Genomic DNA, 15011 nt, shown 5'->3' on the forward strand with positions numbered 1-15011 from the left:
AACCTCACTTATTTTATTAACCATACACTCATTACCGAATAGAGTTGATGTAAATTTAATGGTTTACTTATATAATCTGAAGCGCCAGCAGATAAACATTTTTCCTTATCATTTGGCATTGCTTTAGCAGTTAATGCGATAATAGGTATTTCATGTAACCCTAAGTTCATTCGGATATGTTCCATCGTTTCATAACCGTCCATATTTGGCATCATAATATCCATTAAAATAAGGTCGATATTTGTATTGTTTTTTAGTATTTCTAAACACTCTAGGCCGTTTTGTGCAGTAATGATATTGGCATGGTGTTTTTTTAATGCATTTTGTAATGCAAATATATTTCGGTGATCATCATCGACAATTAAAATAGTTTTCTCTTGGAAAACGTTATTTGTTTCTGGAATCACGATAGTTTCCTCAACAACTTCAGCAGGAATAACTTCATCTACCGTTGCTGCGACTTCTAAATTGGATACTTGTATATCAGTTAATCCGTTTGGAAGGTTAGGAATATATACAGTGAAAGTACTACCTTCTCCTACATTACTTTCTAACGTAATCCAACCACCTAATAGTCTAGCAAACTCTTTACAAATAGATAAACCTAATCCTGTACCACCATACTTTCGAATTGTTGCACCATCTGCCTGTTGAAAGGCTTCGAAAATAAGTTGATGCTGTTCTTTAGCGATACCAATACCAGTATCTTTTACTGAAATTGATATCCAGTCTTTACTTATAGACTGGATATCATGACTCAAGTTGCTTGTTTCTATTGAATCGAAATGTAAAGAGACAGATCCTTTTTCCGTAAATTTAAATGCATTGGATAATAAATTTTTAATAATTTGTTCAATCCGTTTTGCATCTGTATAAAACAGATTAGGAATGGTGTCACTGTCTTCAACAGTAAATTCTACATTTTTTTGTGCAGCGATATGTAAGAAGTTTTGCTGCATACTTGCTGCCATATCACTTATGTTCGTTGCTTCAAAAATGACATCTAGTTTTCCGGCTTCTACTTTAGATAAATCTAGTATGTCATTAATTAAAGTAAGTAAATCCTTCCCTGATGAATGAATGACGGTTGCCAATTCAATTTCATCATCGGATAAATGATTATCATGATTTTCTTTTAACATTTCAGATAATAGTAAAATACTATTTAACGGTGTGCGTAATTCATGTGACATATTTGCTAGGAATTCTGATTTGTATTTTGAGCTACGTAACAACTCGCTTGCTTTTTCTTCTAATTCTAATTTAGTCACTTGTAAGTCAGCTGTCTTTTGCTCGGCCTCTTCCGTTCTAGACTCTAACTGTTCGTTCGTTGTTCTTAATTCCTCGGCTTGCATTTGTAGTTCTTCCGCTTGCGTTTGCAATTCTTCTGATTGAACTTGTAACTCTTCTGTCATTGCTTGTGATTCATGTAAAAGAGTTTGAATTCGCATACGTCCCATAATGCTGTGGATTGTTAAACCTAGATTATCAACAGTTTGGTGAATTAAATCTTGATGTAAATCTGAAATGTCAGTTACACTTACTAACTCCATTACTGCAATCACTTCATCCTCAAATAAGACAGGGATGACTAGTAAATTTTTAGGGCGTATTTCTAATAATCCAGTAGTAACGTAACGAAACTCTTCAGGTATGTCCCTAAGAATAAAACTTTTCTTTTCTAAAGCAGACTGTCCAATGAAGCCTTCACCCATTTTAATAGATTGTTTTCCAATATCAACACCTTGATCGGCGAAAGAAGCTTTTTTCACAAAGTAGACAGTTTCTTCAACTTCTTCACGTACATAAAACGCACCGCAAGAAGTTTGCGTTTTTTGTATAATTCCACTCAAAATTTTGTTACCTAACATCTCAATAGAAGATACACCTTGATACATTAAAATTAATTCTGCAATCTCCGTTTGTAACCACTCTCTTTTCGATATTTCGTCTAGCAGATGGTTCGTTGTATGAGCAAGATCTTTTATTTCATCATGTGTATTTACATGAATTCTTTCCGTAATTTTTTCTTTAGAAGAAATGGATTTAATAGCTTGAATTACATTTTTAATCGTTTTTGTAATGGAATTCGAAATATAAAGTGAAACGATAATAGAAACACAAGATAGTAAGAACAATAAACTGTATAACCAAAGCTCTAATTTATTATTTTTAGTATCTAATTGTGCAGCTCTTTTTTTCGTTAATTGCTCCTCAGTGCTACGGAAGTCAGTTAGTTGTGATTGTAATGATTGGATTTCGGTAGTGTCGATTTCTTGTATTTTATTACTATTATGATTTGCAATTAACGGGTGAATCTCTTTATTCATCCAATTAGTAATGTTTCCGTTAATCTCTTTTAATTTTTCTTGCTGAGATGGATTATCTTCTAATAAAGAAAAAAGATTATGGTAATGTTTTTCATAATCTCTTTCGGCAGAGTTAAGAGATTGCAAATAGTTCGCGTTATTAGAAGTAATAAAGCCTTTCGCTTTATTTTCTATTGTTAGCAAGTCTTTCTCCACTTGATTCGTTAAATTGAGAACTTTAAAATCGTGATCAATAATAAAATTACGAGATTTTTGTAAATTGGAAATCTGATTGTTTAACATAATAAAAGAAATAAGTAAAAACAAAATGATAACTAAATAACCAGCCATAATTTTGTAGCGAATACTAAATTTTGCTTTCGATTTCATTAAAAATTCCTACCTTCAAGGTTATTAAAAGTTTTCTATTTTAAAGAATGAAAAACGTAATATATATTATATCAGTTTTCATAGGGCTAAACTAGAAATCCCCCTATTGTATTAGGGGGTCTCGTTTTGAATAGAGGAAATCATTTTGAAGTATAAAACTATGTATGAAAAATAACAATCGAGGGAATAGGGGGTAATAAAACCTTTAAGAAGGAAAGAGTGTTCTTAAAGCTCTTTTTGCATCTATTCCTTCAAATATAAATAGTACAAGCTCTCTCTTTTTTACAGTAAGGAAAAATGATACTAATGTGCTTAAGTTTTTAATAGAAGTAAGTGTTCCCCGTTTACTTATAAATACATTTGTTTGAAATGTTGTCATTAAAGCATAAAAATGATGAATCTGCGTTATTGTAGGTGTTTCATTATAAAGAATAGTAGTAGAGTGAATGGCGTTCATCGTAATTTTCCTTTCCATATAATAAGCATAACAATATAAACGTACCCGTTTTAAAAAATGTTAAACATATAAATAAAAAAAATATAATTATAGTTTTTTACGTTTAGAAAGGGGGAAGAAGGGTATACATATACCATAAAGAGATTGACCGAAGATGGATTGTAAAGTTTTAGTCTATAAAAATATACTTTTACTTTAAATAAAAAGGAGACTGTTACATATGGATAAAATGATAACGGATATTACATTTGATTTCATTTACTTGTTAAGTAGTTCTCTTGTAGTCCTTTTATTATTAGCATTTTTCGTAAATGGTTATGTGAATAAAAAAATTAGTGTATATAAAAACGAAGAGTAATAAAGATACGTTATATAAAATTTTAGGAGGTTAATAGTTATGAATATGGATAGAAAAATAGTAGGTGTTTTTCCAACAATTGATGATGCGGCACTCGTTATTAATGAATTAAAGGAAAAAGGATACTCGGCAGATAACATTTCAGCTATTGCGAAAGATCAAAAGGAAATTGAACATCTGGAAGAAAAATCAGGTGAGAAAGTGAATCATGAAACTGCACATAAAGGAGATATCTTTTCAGCGACAGGACTTGTAGCAGGAGGAGTAGCAGGCGGACTCGGAGGTTTATTAACAGGCCTTGGTGTACTTGCTGTATCTGGACTGGGCCCAATTGTAGCAGCGGGACCGATCGCAGCAGCAATTGGGGGAGCCGGTATTGGCGGAGGAGCTGGAAGTTTAATAGGAGCATTTATCGGATTAGGCATTCCAGAAGAACACGCTAAGAAATATGAAGAATACATTTACGATGGAAATATATTAATTTTAGTAGATGCAAAATTAGATGATAAGTTAGAAATCTACAAAATATTTGATAAGCATAATGCTTATAACTCTGATTTCTTTAAATAAAATGTAAACAAAGTAAATATCGTTTTTGATCTTACAACTTTGGCGCGACCGAGGAGTCGTATGACTATAAGAGAGGAAGGGCTTATGGTAAAAGATCAAGTTTCAGAGAGAAGGGGTGTCTTGTCGTGATTGTAAAAATATTAAAGGATAGTAGTAATAGCTCCCTTTGTACAGTGCAAAATAAGAATGGAGATCAGTATGTGAAGAAATGGTTTCGTAAACATGAAAACAAGGAAGAATTAGGACGACCAACTTTTAAAGAAGTAGAACGCGACTGGAAAGAAAATAGGGAGTCGTTTATGTATCCTAATGTTAAAGCACTTTATTAAACAAAATAGTCGCTGTATTCTTACAAAACTGTCACATTCCTGTAAGGTAATTCAATAGATTCGTTGCTTGTTCCATGTCATAATAAAGACATAAGAAAGCTAATTAAAACTACAACTTATTAGGAGAGTGTCAGTCATGATTGTAACAACAACGTCTGGAATTCAAGGTAAAGAAATTATTGAGTATATCGATATTGTAAATGGTGAAGCTATTATGGGTGCAAATATTGTCCGCGATTTATTCGCTTCTGTTCGTGATGTTGTCGGTGGTCGTGCTGGTTCTTATGAAAGCAAGCTAAAAGAAGCTCGTGATATCGCAATGGATGAAATGAAAGAACTTGCAAAACAAAAAGGTGCGAACGCTATCGTTGGCGTTGACGTAGATTACGAAGTAGTTCGTGATGGAATGTTAATGGTTGCTGTAAGTGGTACAGCTGTACGTATATAAGTAAAAAAACAGGCTCACCCCTCGAAGCTTATGCTTTGAGGGGTTTTTTTTGTTCATAACTAAAGGTAAGAGGGAGAAGAGCTGATATACTAGCCTGCTTATTTCAAATGTAGTATATTATTCTCGAAGATAAAAGTAATAATATGGAAAAATGTTAACTTTATGACAAATAATAAAATTATTATTTGAGGTAAGAAGAGAAATAATAGTATGAATAGCTTTAGAGAGTGTATAGTTGATAGAAATAAACGATTGAGCATGTAAAGAGTTATATTACATAAAATTTATTATGGATGGAGGCGATTATATTATGTTTTGGTTAGGATGTTTTTTAGGATACATTGTAGGCTCAGTTATTACATGCGCTCTACTTTACTATGGGTATAGATCTAATGAAAATAAAAAAGAGAATATACAAAAGAGGGAGGAGAGGAAAATCAATCAAAAAGGTGTATAGGATGTGGAAGGTACGGTGATAACGTTGATGCAAAAATAAAGGACAGTACATATTTTATATGACTATTATGTACTGTCCGGCTTATTCTTTTTGGATTAGGAAAAATTGTTGCCTGTCTTACTATAAATTTCATAGGCGAAATAACCAAATAAATAGCCTATTCCAGATCCTAAACTAACTGAAAGCAGGGAGAAGTCCGGGAAAAACATACCGAAAATCAAACCGATTATACAGCCAACAAGCATTCCTATAGGTATGAGACTATCTAATAAGTTTTGAGCTTCTTTTGATTTTTTCTTACCTAATTTTCCGTTCTTATATTTATGTTCCAATCTTTTTATTACAAATACTACAATTCCCCCGACTAGTATAACAGGCCAAATTGCCGAAATTAACCACATGTGAAAATCTCCTTCCACCTTTTAATAGAATTATACCAGATACTTACAAATGTTCGCTCTTAAAGGTATTATCTAGTCTATTTAAAAGGCCAATCAAAAAGCCCACTTCAATTGTAGTTAATAACTAGTCAAAAAGACTTTCCCTTTCGTTTTCTCAGCAGACTGCACAACATCAACCGCCGTTTTCACATCCGCTAAGTCATATGTAGAATGTACTTTCATAAAACGTAATTGCTTATTTTCTACTAAGTGAATTAAATGACGAAACGTCTCTTGCCATTTATATGGCGTTACTTCTTTATTCCAATGTCGTAAATGAAATATGTTCGCGTGCACTTTTGCTTTCGTGACAATCTCTGCCCAGTTAACTTGTACACCTGATAGAAGACCGATCGTTAAAAAGTGCCCGTTTGGACGTAAGGAGAAAGCCAATTCATTTCCATCTGATCCCCCGATAGAATCAATTGCAGCATCCGCGCCGAGCCCGTTCGTTAATTCCATAACGGTTTCATAAAGCGGGGTAGTGGAAGTATCGATTACATATGCAGCACCAAGGCGTAGTAACTCCTCTGTATGCTTATTATTTCTTGTCACGGCAATGAGTCGGAAGTTTAAAATGTTTGATAACTGCGCAAAAAGATGACCAATGGCGGATCCGCAAGCATTCACTAATAAAACGTCATTACGTTGTAAGTTTAACGTTTCTGTACAAGTAACCCACGCTGTAAGAGGATTAATATACATTTGTGCCGCTGTAAAATCATCGATAGAATCCGGAATAGGAACTACAAAATCAGCTGACGTCTTCACATACTCTTGCCAAGTACCTTCTCCGCGTAAAGGTAAAACACGTTTACCGATAAGCTCTCTCGTAACGCCCGCGCCAACATCTTCTACAATACCAACACCCTCATAACCAGGTATGTTAGGTAAAGGAATTCTATGAGCGTACGCTCCCGTTATTGGAATTAAGTCAGATGGATTAATCGGTCTAACTAGCATACGAACTAAAACTTCATTCTCTTTTAATGGTTCTATATTTTTATATTCAACTTGTAGTACATCTTTTGGATTGCCGAACTTGTGAAATTGAATGTGTTTTCCGTGCAAGATAAATGATCCCCCTTAGTTTGATTGGGTTTATTATAGCATTTTTGGTTTGAAGGGCTATTTTGTTGAAAATGAATAAAAGGGAACAAAAGGCTATTATTCTTCTCGTTCTAGTTTGTAAGGTTTAGCCTAGTATTGCATAATTTGCAGTGTAGGCCTTATGTTAATAATCAGTATGAGTATGTATTTTATATTTAATTGGAAGTTAATTGTAGTAATTGTTTTAATTTATTTAAAGTTTCTGGGTCTTTAGGTCGATACATAGTGAGTTTTAAGTCTGGAGCGTCATACACCCGGAATGTAATATGTTCGAATAATAGTGTGCCTACTATTGGATGATGGATTTCCTTTTTCCCACTCGGTGTACCGAGAACATCGTGAGCGGGCCACCATTCTTGGAACTCTACGCTAATAGCCATTAATTCTTCCACTACTTCTTTGAGCCATTCTTCACCAACAAAACGACTACATGTAGCTCTAAATTGTGCTAAAAGTCTCCTTGCATGGGCCTCCCAATCATTTGCTAATAAGGTTCGATATTCTTGAGAGGCAAAACATCTCCAAACTGCATTTCTTTCTTTGAAACTCATAGTTTCAAAATCTCCAAATACTGCACTTGCAACACGGTTCCAGGTTACAACATCCCAAAGTTGATCTGTTACATATATCGGGTAAAACTTTAAATCATCTATAAAATTTTGTAGTACAGGGCTTACTTCGTCATCAGTTTTTAAAGGCTTTTCAGGAGGTAACTGTTGATGAGCTAATAAAAACATATGCTCACGTTCTTCTTTATCTAAGCGTAAGGCATCAGCTAAACTTTCTAAAGCCTGTATTGAGACTTGGATATCTCGGCCTTGTTCAATCCACGTGTACCAAGTTACCCCAATATTAGCTAGTTGTGCTACTTCTTCACGACGTAATCCTTTGGCTTTTCTGCGTGAACTAATTGGTAATCCAAAATCTTGTGGAGAAAGTCGGTTGCGTCTAGACTTCAAAAAATTTCCGAGTTCTTTTTTTCTTTCCTGTTCACTGTTCATAAAAAGCCCCTTTCTTTAAGGTAGTACTGTTAATACTAGTATAACTGGATATCTATTTACATTAAAATATTTGTTTTATATTAAAGTTGTAGTTTTGATAAAGGGGGTGAATAAAGTGAATAAAGCCAATGCTTCTGTACAAGAAAACCCAAGAGTTACAAAGGGAGTAATCTTTTTCATGGCAGTTACTTGTGGATTTACAGTGGCGAATGTGTATTTAAATCAGGTTTTGCTTGTAAGCATGGGGAAGACATTTAATGTAGCAGCAGCATCTATTGGTATTGTAGCCACTTTAACACAAGTAGGATATGCTTTAGGGAATCTTTTAGTAGTACCACTTGGGGACATATTTGAGAGAAGAAAATTAATTTTAACGTTGCTATGTGCAGTAAGTCTTTCACTAGCAGCAGCCGCCATTTCACCAAATGTGACTTGGCTTGTGGTGACCAACTTTTTGATAGGGATTTGTACGGTTATTCCTCAGATAATTGTACCCCTTGTAGCTAGTTTGGTTGATGAAAAGGTGCGCGGAAAGGTCCTAGGAAATGTAGCCATAGGCTTGGTATGTGGGATTTTAGGAGCACGTTTTGTTAGTGGCTTGATTGACGTGCATTTTGGTTGGAGAGCAATGTATTGGGTCTCCTTTGCAAGTATGCTGGTAATCATTGTACTCACAAGACTTTTACTACCCAAAAGTCAAGGGGTTGCTTCTATGAAGTATAGTGAGTTATTGACTTCATTAGGCCCCATGTTTATACAAGAAAAAGTACTGCGTCAAGCTTGTATAAGCCAAGGAATGATATTTGGTGCATTTAGCGTGTTCTGGACAACTCTTGGCTTCCTTCTACAATCACCTTCTTATTCATATGGAAGTGATGTTGTAGGATTAGTTGGGTTAGTTGGAATAGGAGGTGCATTTGCTACTCCTATAATTGGGCGGGTAATTGATAAAAAGGGTCCAATTTATGCGAATACTCTTTGTATGACAATTACATTCATAGCATTTATTATTTCTATTACGTTAGGTTACTGGTTAACTGCTTTAATTTTATCTGCATTATTAGTAACTGTAGGTACACAAGCAAATCAAGTTGCATGTCAAGCCAGAATATTTCAGCTCTCCCCAGATAAACGTAGTAGATTAAATGGACTGTATATGGTAGCCACTTTTTTAGGTGGGGCACTTGGATCGTATATAGGGGTATTAGCTTGGAGCAATTGGGGTTGGCTAGGAGTTTGCATAACAGGTATGGTGATGGTGAGTTTAGGATTTACGAGTCTTTTAAACATGAAAAATGAGGTTAAGAGCTTAAAAATGGTTGAAAATATGAAAAGGGGCGATGCATAATGGTAAGGAATGAAGAGAATTATCAAAAAGGTATAGATATTCTGAAAAAAATAGACGAGGAGAATTATCAAGCGATTCTCGATAGTTTTAAAGATTCTATTGCACCAGATTTAGGCACATTAGCTGTTGAATTTAATTACGGACAAATTTTTTCAAGACCAGGATTAGATTTAAAGTCTCGTCTATTAGCTACAGTAGCTGGGTTAACGGTATTAGGAAATACGCAACAACTTAAGTTTTATATTAATGGAGCTTTAAATGTAGGGTGGACAGAAGAAGAAATTGTAGAAGTAATGATGCAAATGTTGATTTATGGTGGTTTTCCAATAGCTTTAAATACGATTTTGACAGTTGCTACGGAAGTATTTGAAGAAAGAAAAATGGCAACAAAGTAAAAAAACGTAAGGGATGGAGAATAATATGATTATTGATAGCCATGCACATAGCAGGTTTAATGGAAAATAAAAATGTCTTTGTGAATGAAAGACATAATTTTACACTAGTTGATGTTGCAGTTGAACCCTTACAAGATGGAAGGCTTTCCTAATACTCTGACAAGAAGCCACTTGAAAAGTGGCCTCTTCTATTTTTTATTAAGCCGAAGCTCTCTTCATTCTCTCAAGTAAACTAGATAACACATGCGTACGATACGATTCTAGTTTTTTACCTTCATAAGTACGGATACCTAATTTTTTAAGTTCTTTTACATACCAACCTTTGCTTCCGAAATACATGTGATCGCTCCCCTTCAACTTTGTTTTATTTGTTCTGATTGCATATGGAGGTACAGGTAATATAATGAAGGAAATGAATTTCGCGCGAAAATGGTTAACTTTGTTGCAAAAGACATATATACTAAAGATAGTATATAACGAGGTGGACAAGACGTGATTATAGAGAAGCACGAAATTCAAATTGACCAAATTACGAGCGGTAAAGTGAATATCTTTACTTTCTATAGAAATAGAAAGCAAATTGATGATCAGTTTTTACGATTGCAAGAACCATCGCTTACAGCAAACTACTTCTTCCATTTTCATTTTGATGCAGAGAGCTTGCATCTACTGCAGGAAGAGTTTCCGAGCGTATATCCGTACGACGGTAGTGAAACGATTCACGACTGGACGGAAAAGATGAAAGCAGAATTGCAACATCAGATCCAAACAGGAAAATGGAATAAGCGCGTACGTATCGGTAATCGCATTCTAGATGTGGTGTTTACGTGGTGTGACGAAGATATAGTAGAGTGAAAAAGAAGCGGATGACGCTTCTTTTTTTTAGCGCTGGAATAAAACGAGCTTACCTGCAGTAGATGTGCAGCGATGTGTTTTTTCATACAATCCTTTTTCTCGTAAAATAGATTCACCTTTTGCTTTCGCTTCTTTTTCAGTTGCCGCCTCGAATGATTCGTCTAATGCTTTTGAACCATCTTTTTCAAAGACTGTTAGAACGTATACTCCCATGAAAATTCCCTCCAATAATAAAAATCAGAATCTTATAACTATTTTGGCATAAATCACTAGAATATGCAAAGAAATATATGACATTGCGTGTTAAAATAGAGTGAAAGTTTTATGGACACTAGATTTACTATTTGTAGTAAAGTACGGAAAAGAAAGGATCGTTATTTGTGAAACAAGTGAAGTTTATACATGCGGCTGATTTGCATTTGGATAGTCCGTTTAAAGGAATGGAGATGAATGTACCGCAGTCTGTTTGGAAGAGAATGAAGCAAAGTACGTTTGAATCGTTCGAACGTATTGTTGATAAAGCGATTCAAGAGCGCGTGGATTTCGTATTACTAGCCGGGGATTTGTATGATGCGGAGACGAGAAGTTTGAGGGCGCAAGTGTTTGTGCGCGAGCAAATGAAGAGACTTTCGCAGTACGATATCCCTGTTTTTATTATTCACGGTAACCACGATCATTTAGGGGGAAGCTGGGCAGCAATTGAGTTTCCGGAAAATGTTCACGTGTTTACGGAGCCTTACGTAGAAGAGAAATCATTTTATAAAAATGGTGAGTTGTTAGCTTCTATTTACGGGTTTAGTTATTTGCAGCAAGCGGTAACGGATAATATGACAGCGCAGTATACGAAAATGAGTGATGCGCCTTTTCATATTGGCATGCTTCACGGAAGTGTGGAAGGGGATGCAGAGCATAATCGCTATGCGCCGTTTCAAATTCGTGAGCTGAAAGAAAAGCAGTTTGATTATTGGGCTCTTGGCCATATACATAAACGTGAAATTTTATCAGAAGAGCCGTATATGATTTATCCAGGTAATATACAAGGGCGTCATCGTAAGGAAACAGGGGAAAAGGGTGCGTACCTGATTGAACTTACGAAACAAGGAACGCATTGCTCATTTTTCCATACGGCAGATGTTGTATGGGATGAGATAGAGGTAAATATTGATGGAATTGAAACTGTTGATGAACTTATGACGGCAGCGTCAACTGCGATGAATGAGTGCCGAAGAGAAGAGGAAGGGACGCTACTAACTGTCGTATTTACAGGACAAGGCCAACTTTCTCCTTATTTACGTGATGAAAAGCGCGTAGAAGAGATTGTTCATATTTTAGCAGCTGGCGAAGAGCGAAAAGATTTCGTGTATGCGATGAAGTGGAAAAATGAGACGGTTTCTTTTGCAGAAATCGAGCGTTTGAAAGAAGAAAATCATTTCGTCGGTAGTGTGCTGAAGGAGTTAGAAGCTTTCACTAATATGGACGGCGTGTTGCGCAGTATTTGGACATCTCCTATAGCGCGTAATAGTATTGAATCTTTTACAGAAGAAGAGAAGAAAGAGATTCAAAAGGAAGCGGAAAATATTATTTTAGAACAATTATTCCAGCAAGAGAGGGATAAGAAATGAGAATGGAAAAACTCCATATTTATGGATACGGAAAATTAGAAAATGTGGAAATGGACCTTTCAATGCTGACGGTGTTATACGGTGAAAATGAAGCAGGGAAATCAACAATTCGCTCGTTTATGAAAAGTATTTTATTCGGTTTTCCGACGAGAGGACAGCGCCGTTATGAACCGAAAGAAGGCGGGAAGTATGGCGGAGCAATCACTGTGCAAACAGAGAAGTACGGCCGTTTGAAAATTGAACGATTGCCAAAGACGGCTGTTGGTGAGGTAACTGTTTATTTTGAAGACGGGAAAACGGGCGGCGAAGAAATTTTACACGATATATTAACCGGGATGAATGAAAGTTTATTTGAATCGGTCTTTTCTTTTGATATGCATGGTCTTCAAAACATTCATCAGCTAGGCGAAGCGGATATCGGCAATTATTTATTTTCGGCAAGTGCAGTCGGAAGCGATGCGCTATTACAGCTAGATAAAAAGCTAGAAAAAGAAATGGACCAGCGCTTTAAGCCGAGCGGGCGTAAACCGGAAATTAACGTGTCACTGCAAGAGATGAAGAAACTTGAAGAGAAGATGAAAGAGTGGCAAGGGAAAATTGGCACGTATGAAAAGCAAGTGGAGCAGTTAAAAGAAAGTGAAGAGAAACTTGCTTCTGTTCGAGTGGAAAAAGAGAATGCAGAAAAACGAAAGCAAGATTATGAAATATTAGCAGCACTTGAACCTCTCGTTATTGAAAAGCGTGCGTATGAGAAAGTGTTAGAAAACGAGAATGGGCAGTTTCCTGTAAACGGGATGGCGCGTTATGAAGCAATTAAGGCAAAGATGGAGCCGCTCCAGTTGCAAGTTGATTCGCTCCATAAAAAAATAGAGACAGTGCAATTGGAAATGGAATCGATTCAAATAGACGAAGAGTTTTTACAAAAAGAAAGTTATGTAGAAGAACTTCGTATGCAGCATATGTCGTATGAAAATGCACGTCAAGAAATGCGTGATATAACAGGAGCGATTACGAATATAAAAGAAGAGCTTGCAGAACTCGAGCAACAAATCGGCACTACTTTTGAAGAAGAAACAGTTCTTTCCTTTGATATGAGTTTGGCAACGAAAGAGTTAATTACGCAAACTGTGCAAAAGGCACGCGAATTAGAAACGCAAAAAGCACAGCTTGATGATCGTTTTAAAGTAGCGCAAGAGCAATTAGAAGAACAAGAAGAAAATATAAGACAAATTCAGAAGCAAATGTTAGCGGATGAAGAGCGAAATACGTTAGTTGAGAAAGAAAAATCGTTCCAAGATGCGGCGTTTATCGGTATGGGCGCTGAGAGAATGAAGCGCAAATATGAGGAAAAAGCAGGAGCAGCGATGCAAAAGAAAAAACAATGGCAAAGAGTTTGTCTTCTGTTACTTCTTATTAACACAGGCGTGTTATTCACAAGCTTATTTATAGATAACCGCCCGCTTTTATTTATTAGTGTCATTGTTTTTGTAGGGATTGTTCTTGCTCTTGTTTTATATAAAGATCCGTCAAGTGGGTTACAAGAAGAGCTCCTTACTCTTCAGCAAAGTGCTGGCGGGAGACAAAGTGAAGAAGCGATGTCTGTTCGTTATGAGTTAGAAAAAGACGAAGAGATTCGTAAGTTATTTGAGCGTGAGTCATATAAATTGCAGCAAATGGAGCGAGCGTATGATAAAGTCGTTTCATCGTATGAGGAATGGGAGAGAGAAACGTTCCGCACGAGCGAACAAGTCAATGTGTATAAAAAGCGCTATACGTTCCCTGAATTTTATACGTATGCACACATATTGCCGGCATTTGAGCGTATGGAAAAAATGCAACAATTATATCGTGAATTAGAGAAGCAAGGCAAGCGAAAATCTTCATTATATGAAATGATTTCACAATTTGAACATAAACTAGAAACTGTTATCGGTAGCGCGGAGTATAGTAAGCTGCACGAGGCACAAAGTCGTATGCAAAATGAGAAAGAAAAACGCCAAACTTGTAAGCAGTTAAAAGAAAAACTGACGGAATGGCAAGAAGAATATGAGTTTATGCAAGAACAATTAAAGCAATTACTAGTAGAACGAGACAGTTTATGGCATATTGCAGAGGCTACAAATGAAGAGATGTTTTTAGAAGCAGGTAAACTAGCGGAAAAACGTGAAGATGCGGAGAAGCAAGTAGGACGTTTATTGCCGCAAATTGATCTGTTAGAACAACGTTTAACGAGTTTATCATTAGCTGAACATTATGAAGCTGACGGTTATGATGAAAAATTAAAGCAAGAACTGACAGCCGCGCAAAACTGTCTGGCACAAGAAAAAGAACTGACAGAGCGTATTGCACAGCATCGTATGGAAATTGCGAATTTAGAAGAAGGTAGTACGTACGGTGATTTAATGCATGAATGGGAAATGAAAAAAGCGCAAGTGCGTGAACAAGTGAAGAAGTGGGCTGCTTATGCGGCTGCAAAGACAGTGTTAACGAAAACGAAGCAATATTATCATGAAGTACATCTTCCTCGTATTTTACAAAAATCAGAAGAGTATTTCGTCTATTTAACCGGCGGACGATATAGTAAAATCTTTTCACCGTCAGAGGCGGAGCCATTTATTGTAGAGCGTAACGATGGTATGCGTTTTTATAGTCATCAACTAAGCCAAGCGACAGCTGAGCAGTTGTATTTATCGCTGAGATTTGCATTAGCAAAAACATTTGAGCATGATTATCCATTTATTATTGATGACAGTTTCGTGCACTTTGATGCGGTAAGGACGAATCGGACGATTAAACTTATAAAGGAAATTGCAAAGGATAGACAAGTGATCTTCTTTACATGTCATGCGCATTTACTCGCGTATTTTACAGAAAAACAGATTATAAAATTAACACATATGCGTAAAGAAAATGAGTTGTAGT

General features: G+C 35.9%; 16 protein-coding genes. 9 read left to right on the forward strand and 7 right to left on the reverse strand.

Translation table 11 applies throughout. The annotated features are described in order from the left end of the window. Positions 1-8: 8 nt before the first annotated feature. Positions 9-2699 (reverse strand): ATP-binding protein, encoded by a 2691-nt coding sequence (locus NST14_RS05530; protein ID WP_229143254.1) that lies wholly within the window; start codon positions 2697-2699, stop codon positions 9-11. A gap of 205 nt (positions 2700-2904) precedes the next feature. Beyond that, positions 2905-3156, reverse strand: coding sequence for a hypothetical protein (locus tag NST14_RS05535; RefSeq protein WP_000991342.1), 252 nt, complete (start codon positions 3154-3156; stop codon positions 2905-2907). Between the two features lie 220 nt (positions 3157-3376). On the opposite strand from NST14_RS05535, the gene NST14_RS05540 reads away from it, so the two are divergent. The 4 genes from NST14_RS05540 to NST14_RS05555 all read left to right on the forward strand — a co-directional run bounded on the left by NST14_RS05540 (position 3377) and on the right by NST14_RS05555 (position 4861). Then, positions 3377-3514 carry a hypothetical protein gene (locus NST14_RS05540; RefSeq protein WP_000359816.1) on the forward strand — a complete coding sequence of 46 codons (138 nt, stop codon included), beginning with the start codon at positions 3377-3379 and terminating at the stop codon, positions 3512-3514. 39 nt (positions 3515-3553) lie between these two features. Further along, complete coding sequence (locus NST14_RS05545) at positions 3554-4084, forward strand: general stress protein (protein ID WP_071741434.1); 531 nt, start codon at positions 3554-3556, stop codon at positions 4082-4084. A gap of 125 nt (positions 4085-4209) precedes the next feature. Then, positions 4210-4413: a DUF4028 family protein gene (locus NST14_RS05550; RefSeq protein WP_341118382.1), complete on the forward strand. Its 204-nt coding sequence runs from the start codon at positions 4210-4212 to the stop codon at positions 4411-4413. Between the two features lie 136 nt (positions 4414-4549). Beyond that, positions 4550-4861 (forward strand): YbjQ family protein, encoded by a 312-nt coding sequence (locus NST14_RS05555; protein WP_000637511.1) that lies wholly within the window; start codon positions 4550-4552, stop codon positions 4859-4861. Positions 4862-5413: 552 nt separating this feature from the next. On the opposite strand, the gene NST14_RS05560 is transcribed toward NST14_RS05555, so the two are convergent. From NST14_RS05560 to NST14_RS05570, 3 genes are all read right to left on the reverse strand, one after another. After that, the gene (locus tag NST14_RS05560; RefSeq protein WP_000266262.1) at positions 5414-5719 is read right to left on the reverse strand and encodes a hypothetical protein; all 306 of its coding nucleotides are present in this window, start codon (positions 5717-5719) and stop codon (positions 5414-5416) included. A gap of 117 nt (positions 5720-5836) precedes the next feature. Next, positions 5837-6829: a zinc-dependent alcohol dehydrogenase family protein gene (locus NST14_RS05565; protein ID WP_000546061.1), complete on the reverse strand. Its 993-nt coding sequence runs from the start codon at positions 6827-6829 to the stop codon at positions 5837-5839. A 194-nt stretch (positions 6830-7023) separates the two neighbouring features. Further along, positions 7024-7869, reverse strand: coding sequence for a helix-turn-helix transcriptional regulator (locus tag NST14_RS05570; protein ID WP_001083674.1), 846 nt, complete (start codon positions 7867-7869; stop codon positions 7024-7026). 178 nt (positions 7870-8047) lie between these two features. Here NST14_RS05570 and NST14_RS05575 point away from each other — a divergent pair, with 178 nt between their 5' ends. Continuing rightward, positions 8048-9217, forward strand: coding sequence for an MFS transporter (locus NST14_RS05575; protein WP_074609777.1), 1170 nt, complete (start codon positions 8048-8050; stop codon positions 9215-9217). Continuing rightward, entirely contained in the window at positions 9217-9612 is a 396-nt protein-coding gene (locus NST14_RS05580; protein ID WP_074532277.1) for a carboxymuconolactone decarboxylase family protein, read from the forward strand. Before NST14_RS05575 ends, NST14_RS05580 begins: the two co-directional genes overlap by 1 nt. Before the next feature lie 198 nt (positions 9613-9810). Here NST14_RS05580 and NST14_RS05585 read toward each other — a convergent pair whose 3' ends face one another. Further along, positions 9811-9951 carry a YflJ family protein gene (locus tag NST14_RS05585; protein WP_000273537.1) on the reverse strand — a complete coding sequence of 47 codons (141 nt, stop codon included), beginning with the start codon at positions 9949-9951 and terminating at the stop codon, positions 9811-9813. Positions 9952-10104: 153 nt separating this feature from the next. On the opposite strand from NST14_RS05585, the gene NST14_RS05590 reads away from it, so the two are divergent. Beyond that, positions 10105-10467: a hypothetical protein gene (locus NST14_RS05590; RefSeq protein ID WP_000582789.1), complete on the forward strand. Its 363-nt coding sequence runs from the start codon at positions 10105-10107 to the stop codon at positions 10465-10467. 27 nt (positions 10468-10494) lie between these two features. Here NST14_RS05590 and NST14_RS05595 read toward each other — a convergent pair whose 3' ends face one another. After that, entirely contained in the window at positions 10495-10680 is a 186-nt protein-coding gene (locus NST14_RS05595) for a YhzD family protein (RefSeq protein ID WP_000539554.1), read from the reverse strand. Between the two features lie 167 nt (positions 10681-10847). Here NST14_RS05595 and NST14_RS05600 point away from each other — a divergent pair, with 167 nt between their 5' ends. Together NST14_RS05600 and NST14_RS05605 are read left to right on the forward strand one after the other, a co-directional pair. Continuing rightward, complete coding sequence (locus NST14_RS05600) at positions 10848-12089, forward strand: metallophosphoesterase family protein (protein ID WP_229143252.1); 1242 nt, start codon at positions 10848-10850, stop codon at positions 12087-12089. Continuing rightward, a complete protein-coding gene (locus tag NST14_RS05605; RefSeq protein WP_229143250.1) occupies positions 12086-15010 on the forward strand; it encodes an ATP-binding protein in 2925 nt (974 codons plus the stop codon). Before NST14_RS05600 ends, NST14_RS05605 begins: the two co-directional genes overlap by 4 nt. Position 15011: the final 1 nt, after the last annotated feature.

The organism is Bacillus sp. FSL W8-0519 (genome assembly GCF_038005585.1).
GTDB classification, from domain to species: Bacteria; Bacillota; Bacilli; order Bacillales; family Bacillaceae_G; genus Bacillus_A; species Bacillus_A paranthracis.

What these genes read in the sequence shown, in the direction of transcription:
- NST14_RS05580 (WP_074532277.1), top strand. Translation starts at nt 9,217, where the DNA reads ATGGTAAGGAATGAAGAGAATTATCAAAAAGGTATAGATATTCTGAAA.
- NST14_RS05535 (WP_000991342.1), bottom strand. Translation starts at nt 3,156, where the DNA reads ATGAACGCCATTCACTCTACTACTATTCTTTATAATGAAACACCTACA.
- NST14_RS05570 (WP_001083674.1), bottom strand. Translation starts at nt 7,869, where the DNA reads ATGAACAGTGAACAGGAAAGAAAAAAAGAACTCGGAAATTTTTTGAAG.
- NST14_RS05545 (WP_071741434.1), top strand. Translation starts at nt 3,554, where the DNA reads ATGAATATGGATAGAAAAATAGTAGGTGTTTTTCCAACAATTGATGAT.
- NST14_RS05540 (WP_000359816.1), top strand. Translation starts at nt 3,377, where the DNA reads ATGGATAAAATGATAACGGATATTACATTTGATTTCATTTACTTGTTA.
- NST14_RS05575 (WP_074609777.1), top strand. Translation starts at nt 8,048, where the DNA reads ATGGCAGTTACTTGTGGATTTACAGTGGCGAATGTGTATTTAAATCAG.
- NST14_RS05595 (WP_000539554.1), bottom strand. Translation starts at nt 10,680, where the DNA reads ATGGGAGTATACGTTCTAACAGTCTTTGAAAAAGATGGTTCAAAAGCA.
- NST14_RS05605 (WP_229143250.1), top strand. Translation starts at nt 12,086, where the DNA reads ATGAGAATGGAAAAACTCCATATTTATGGATACGGAAAATTAGAAAAT.
- NST14_RS05530 (WP_229143254.1), bottom strand. Translation starts at nt 2,699, where the DNA reads ATGAAATCGAAAGCAAAATTTAGTATTCGCTACAAAATTATGGCTGGT.
- NST14_RS05585 (WP_000273537.1), bottom strand. Translation starts at nt 9,951, where the DNA reads ATGTATTTCGGAAGCAAAGGTTGGTATGTAAAAGAACTTAAAAAATTA.
- NST14_RS05555 (WP_000637511.1), top strand. Translation starts at nt 4,550, where the DNA reads ATGATTGTAACAACAACGTCTGGAATTCAAGGTAAAGAAATTATTGAG.
- NST14_RS05560 (WP_000266262.1), bottom strand. Translation starts at nt 5,719, where the DNA reads ATGTGGTTAATTTCGGCAATTTGGCCTGTTATACTAGTCGGGGGAATT.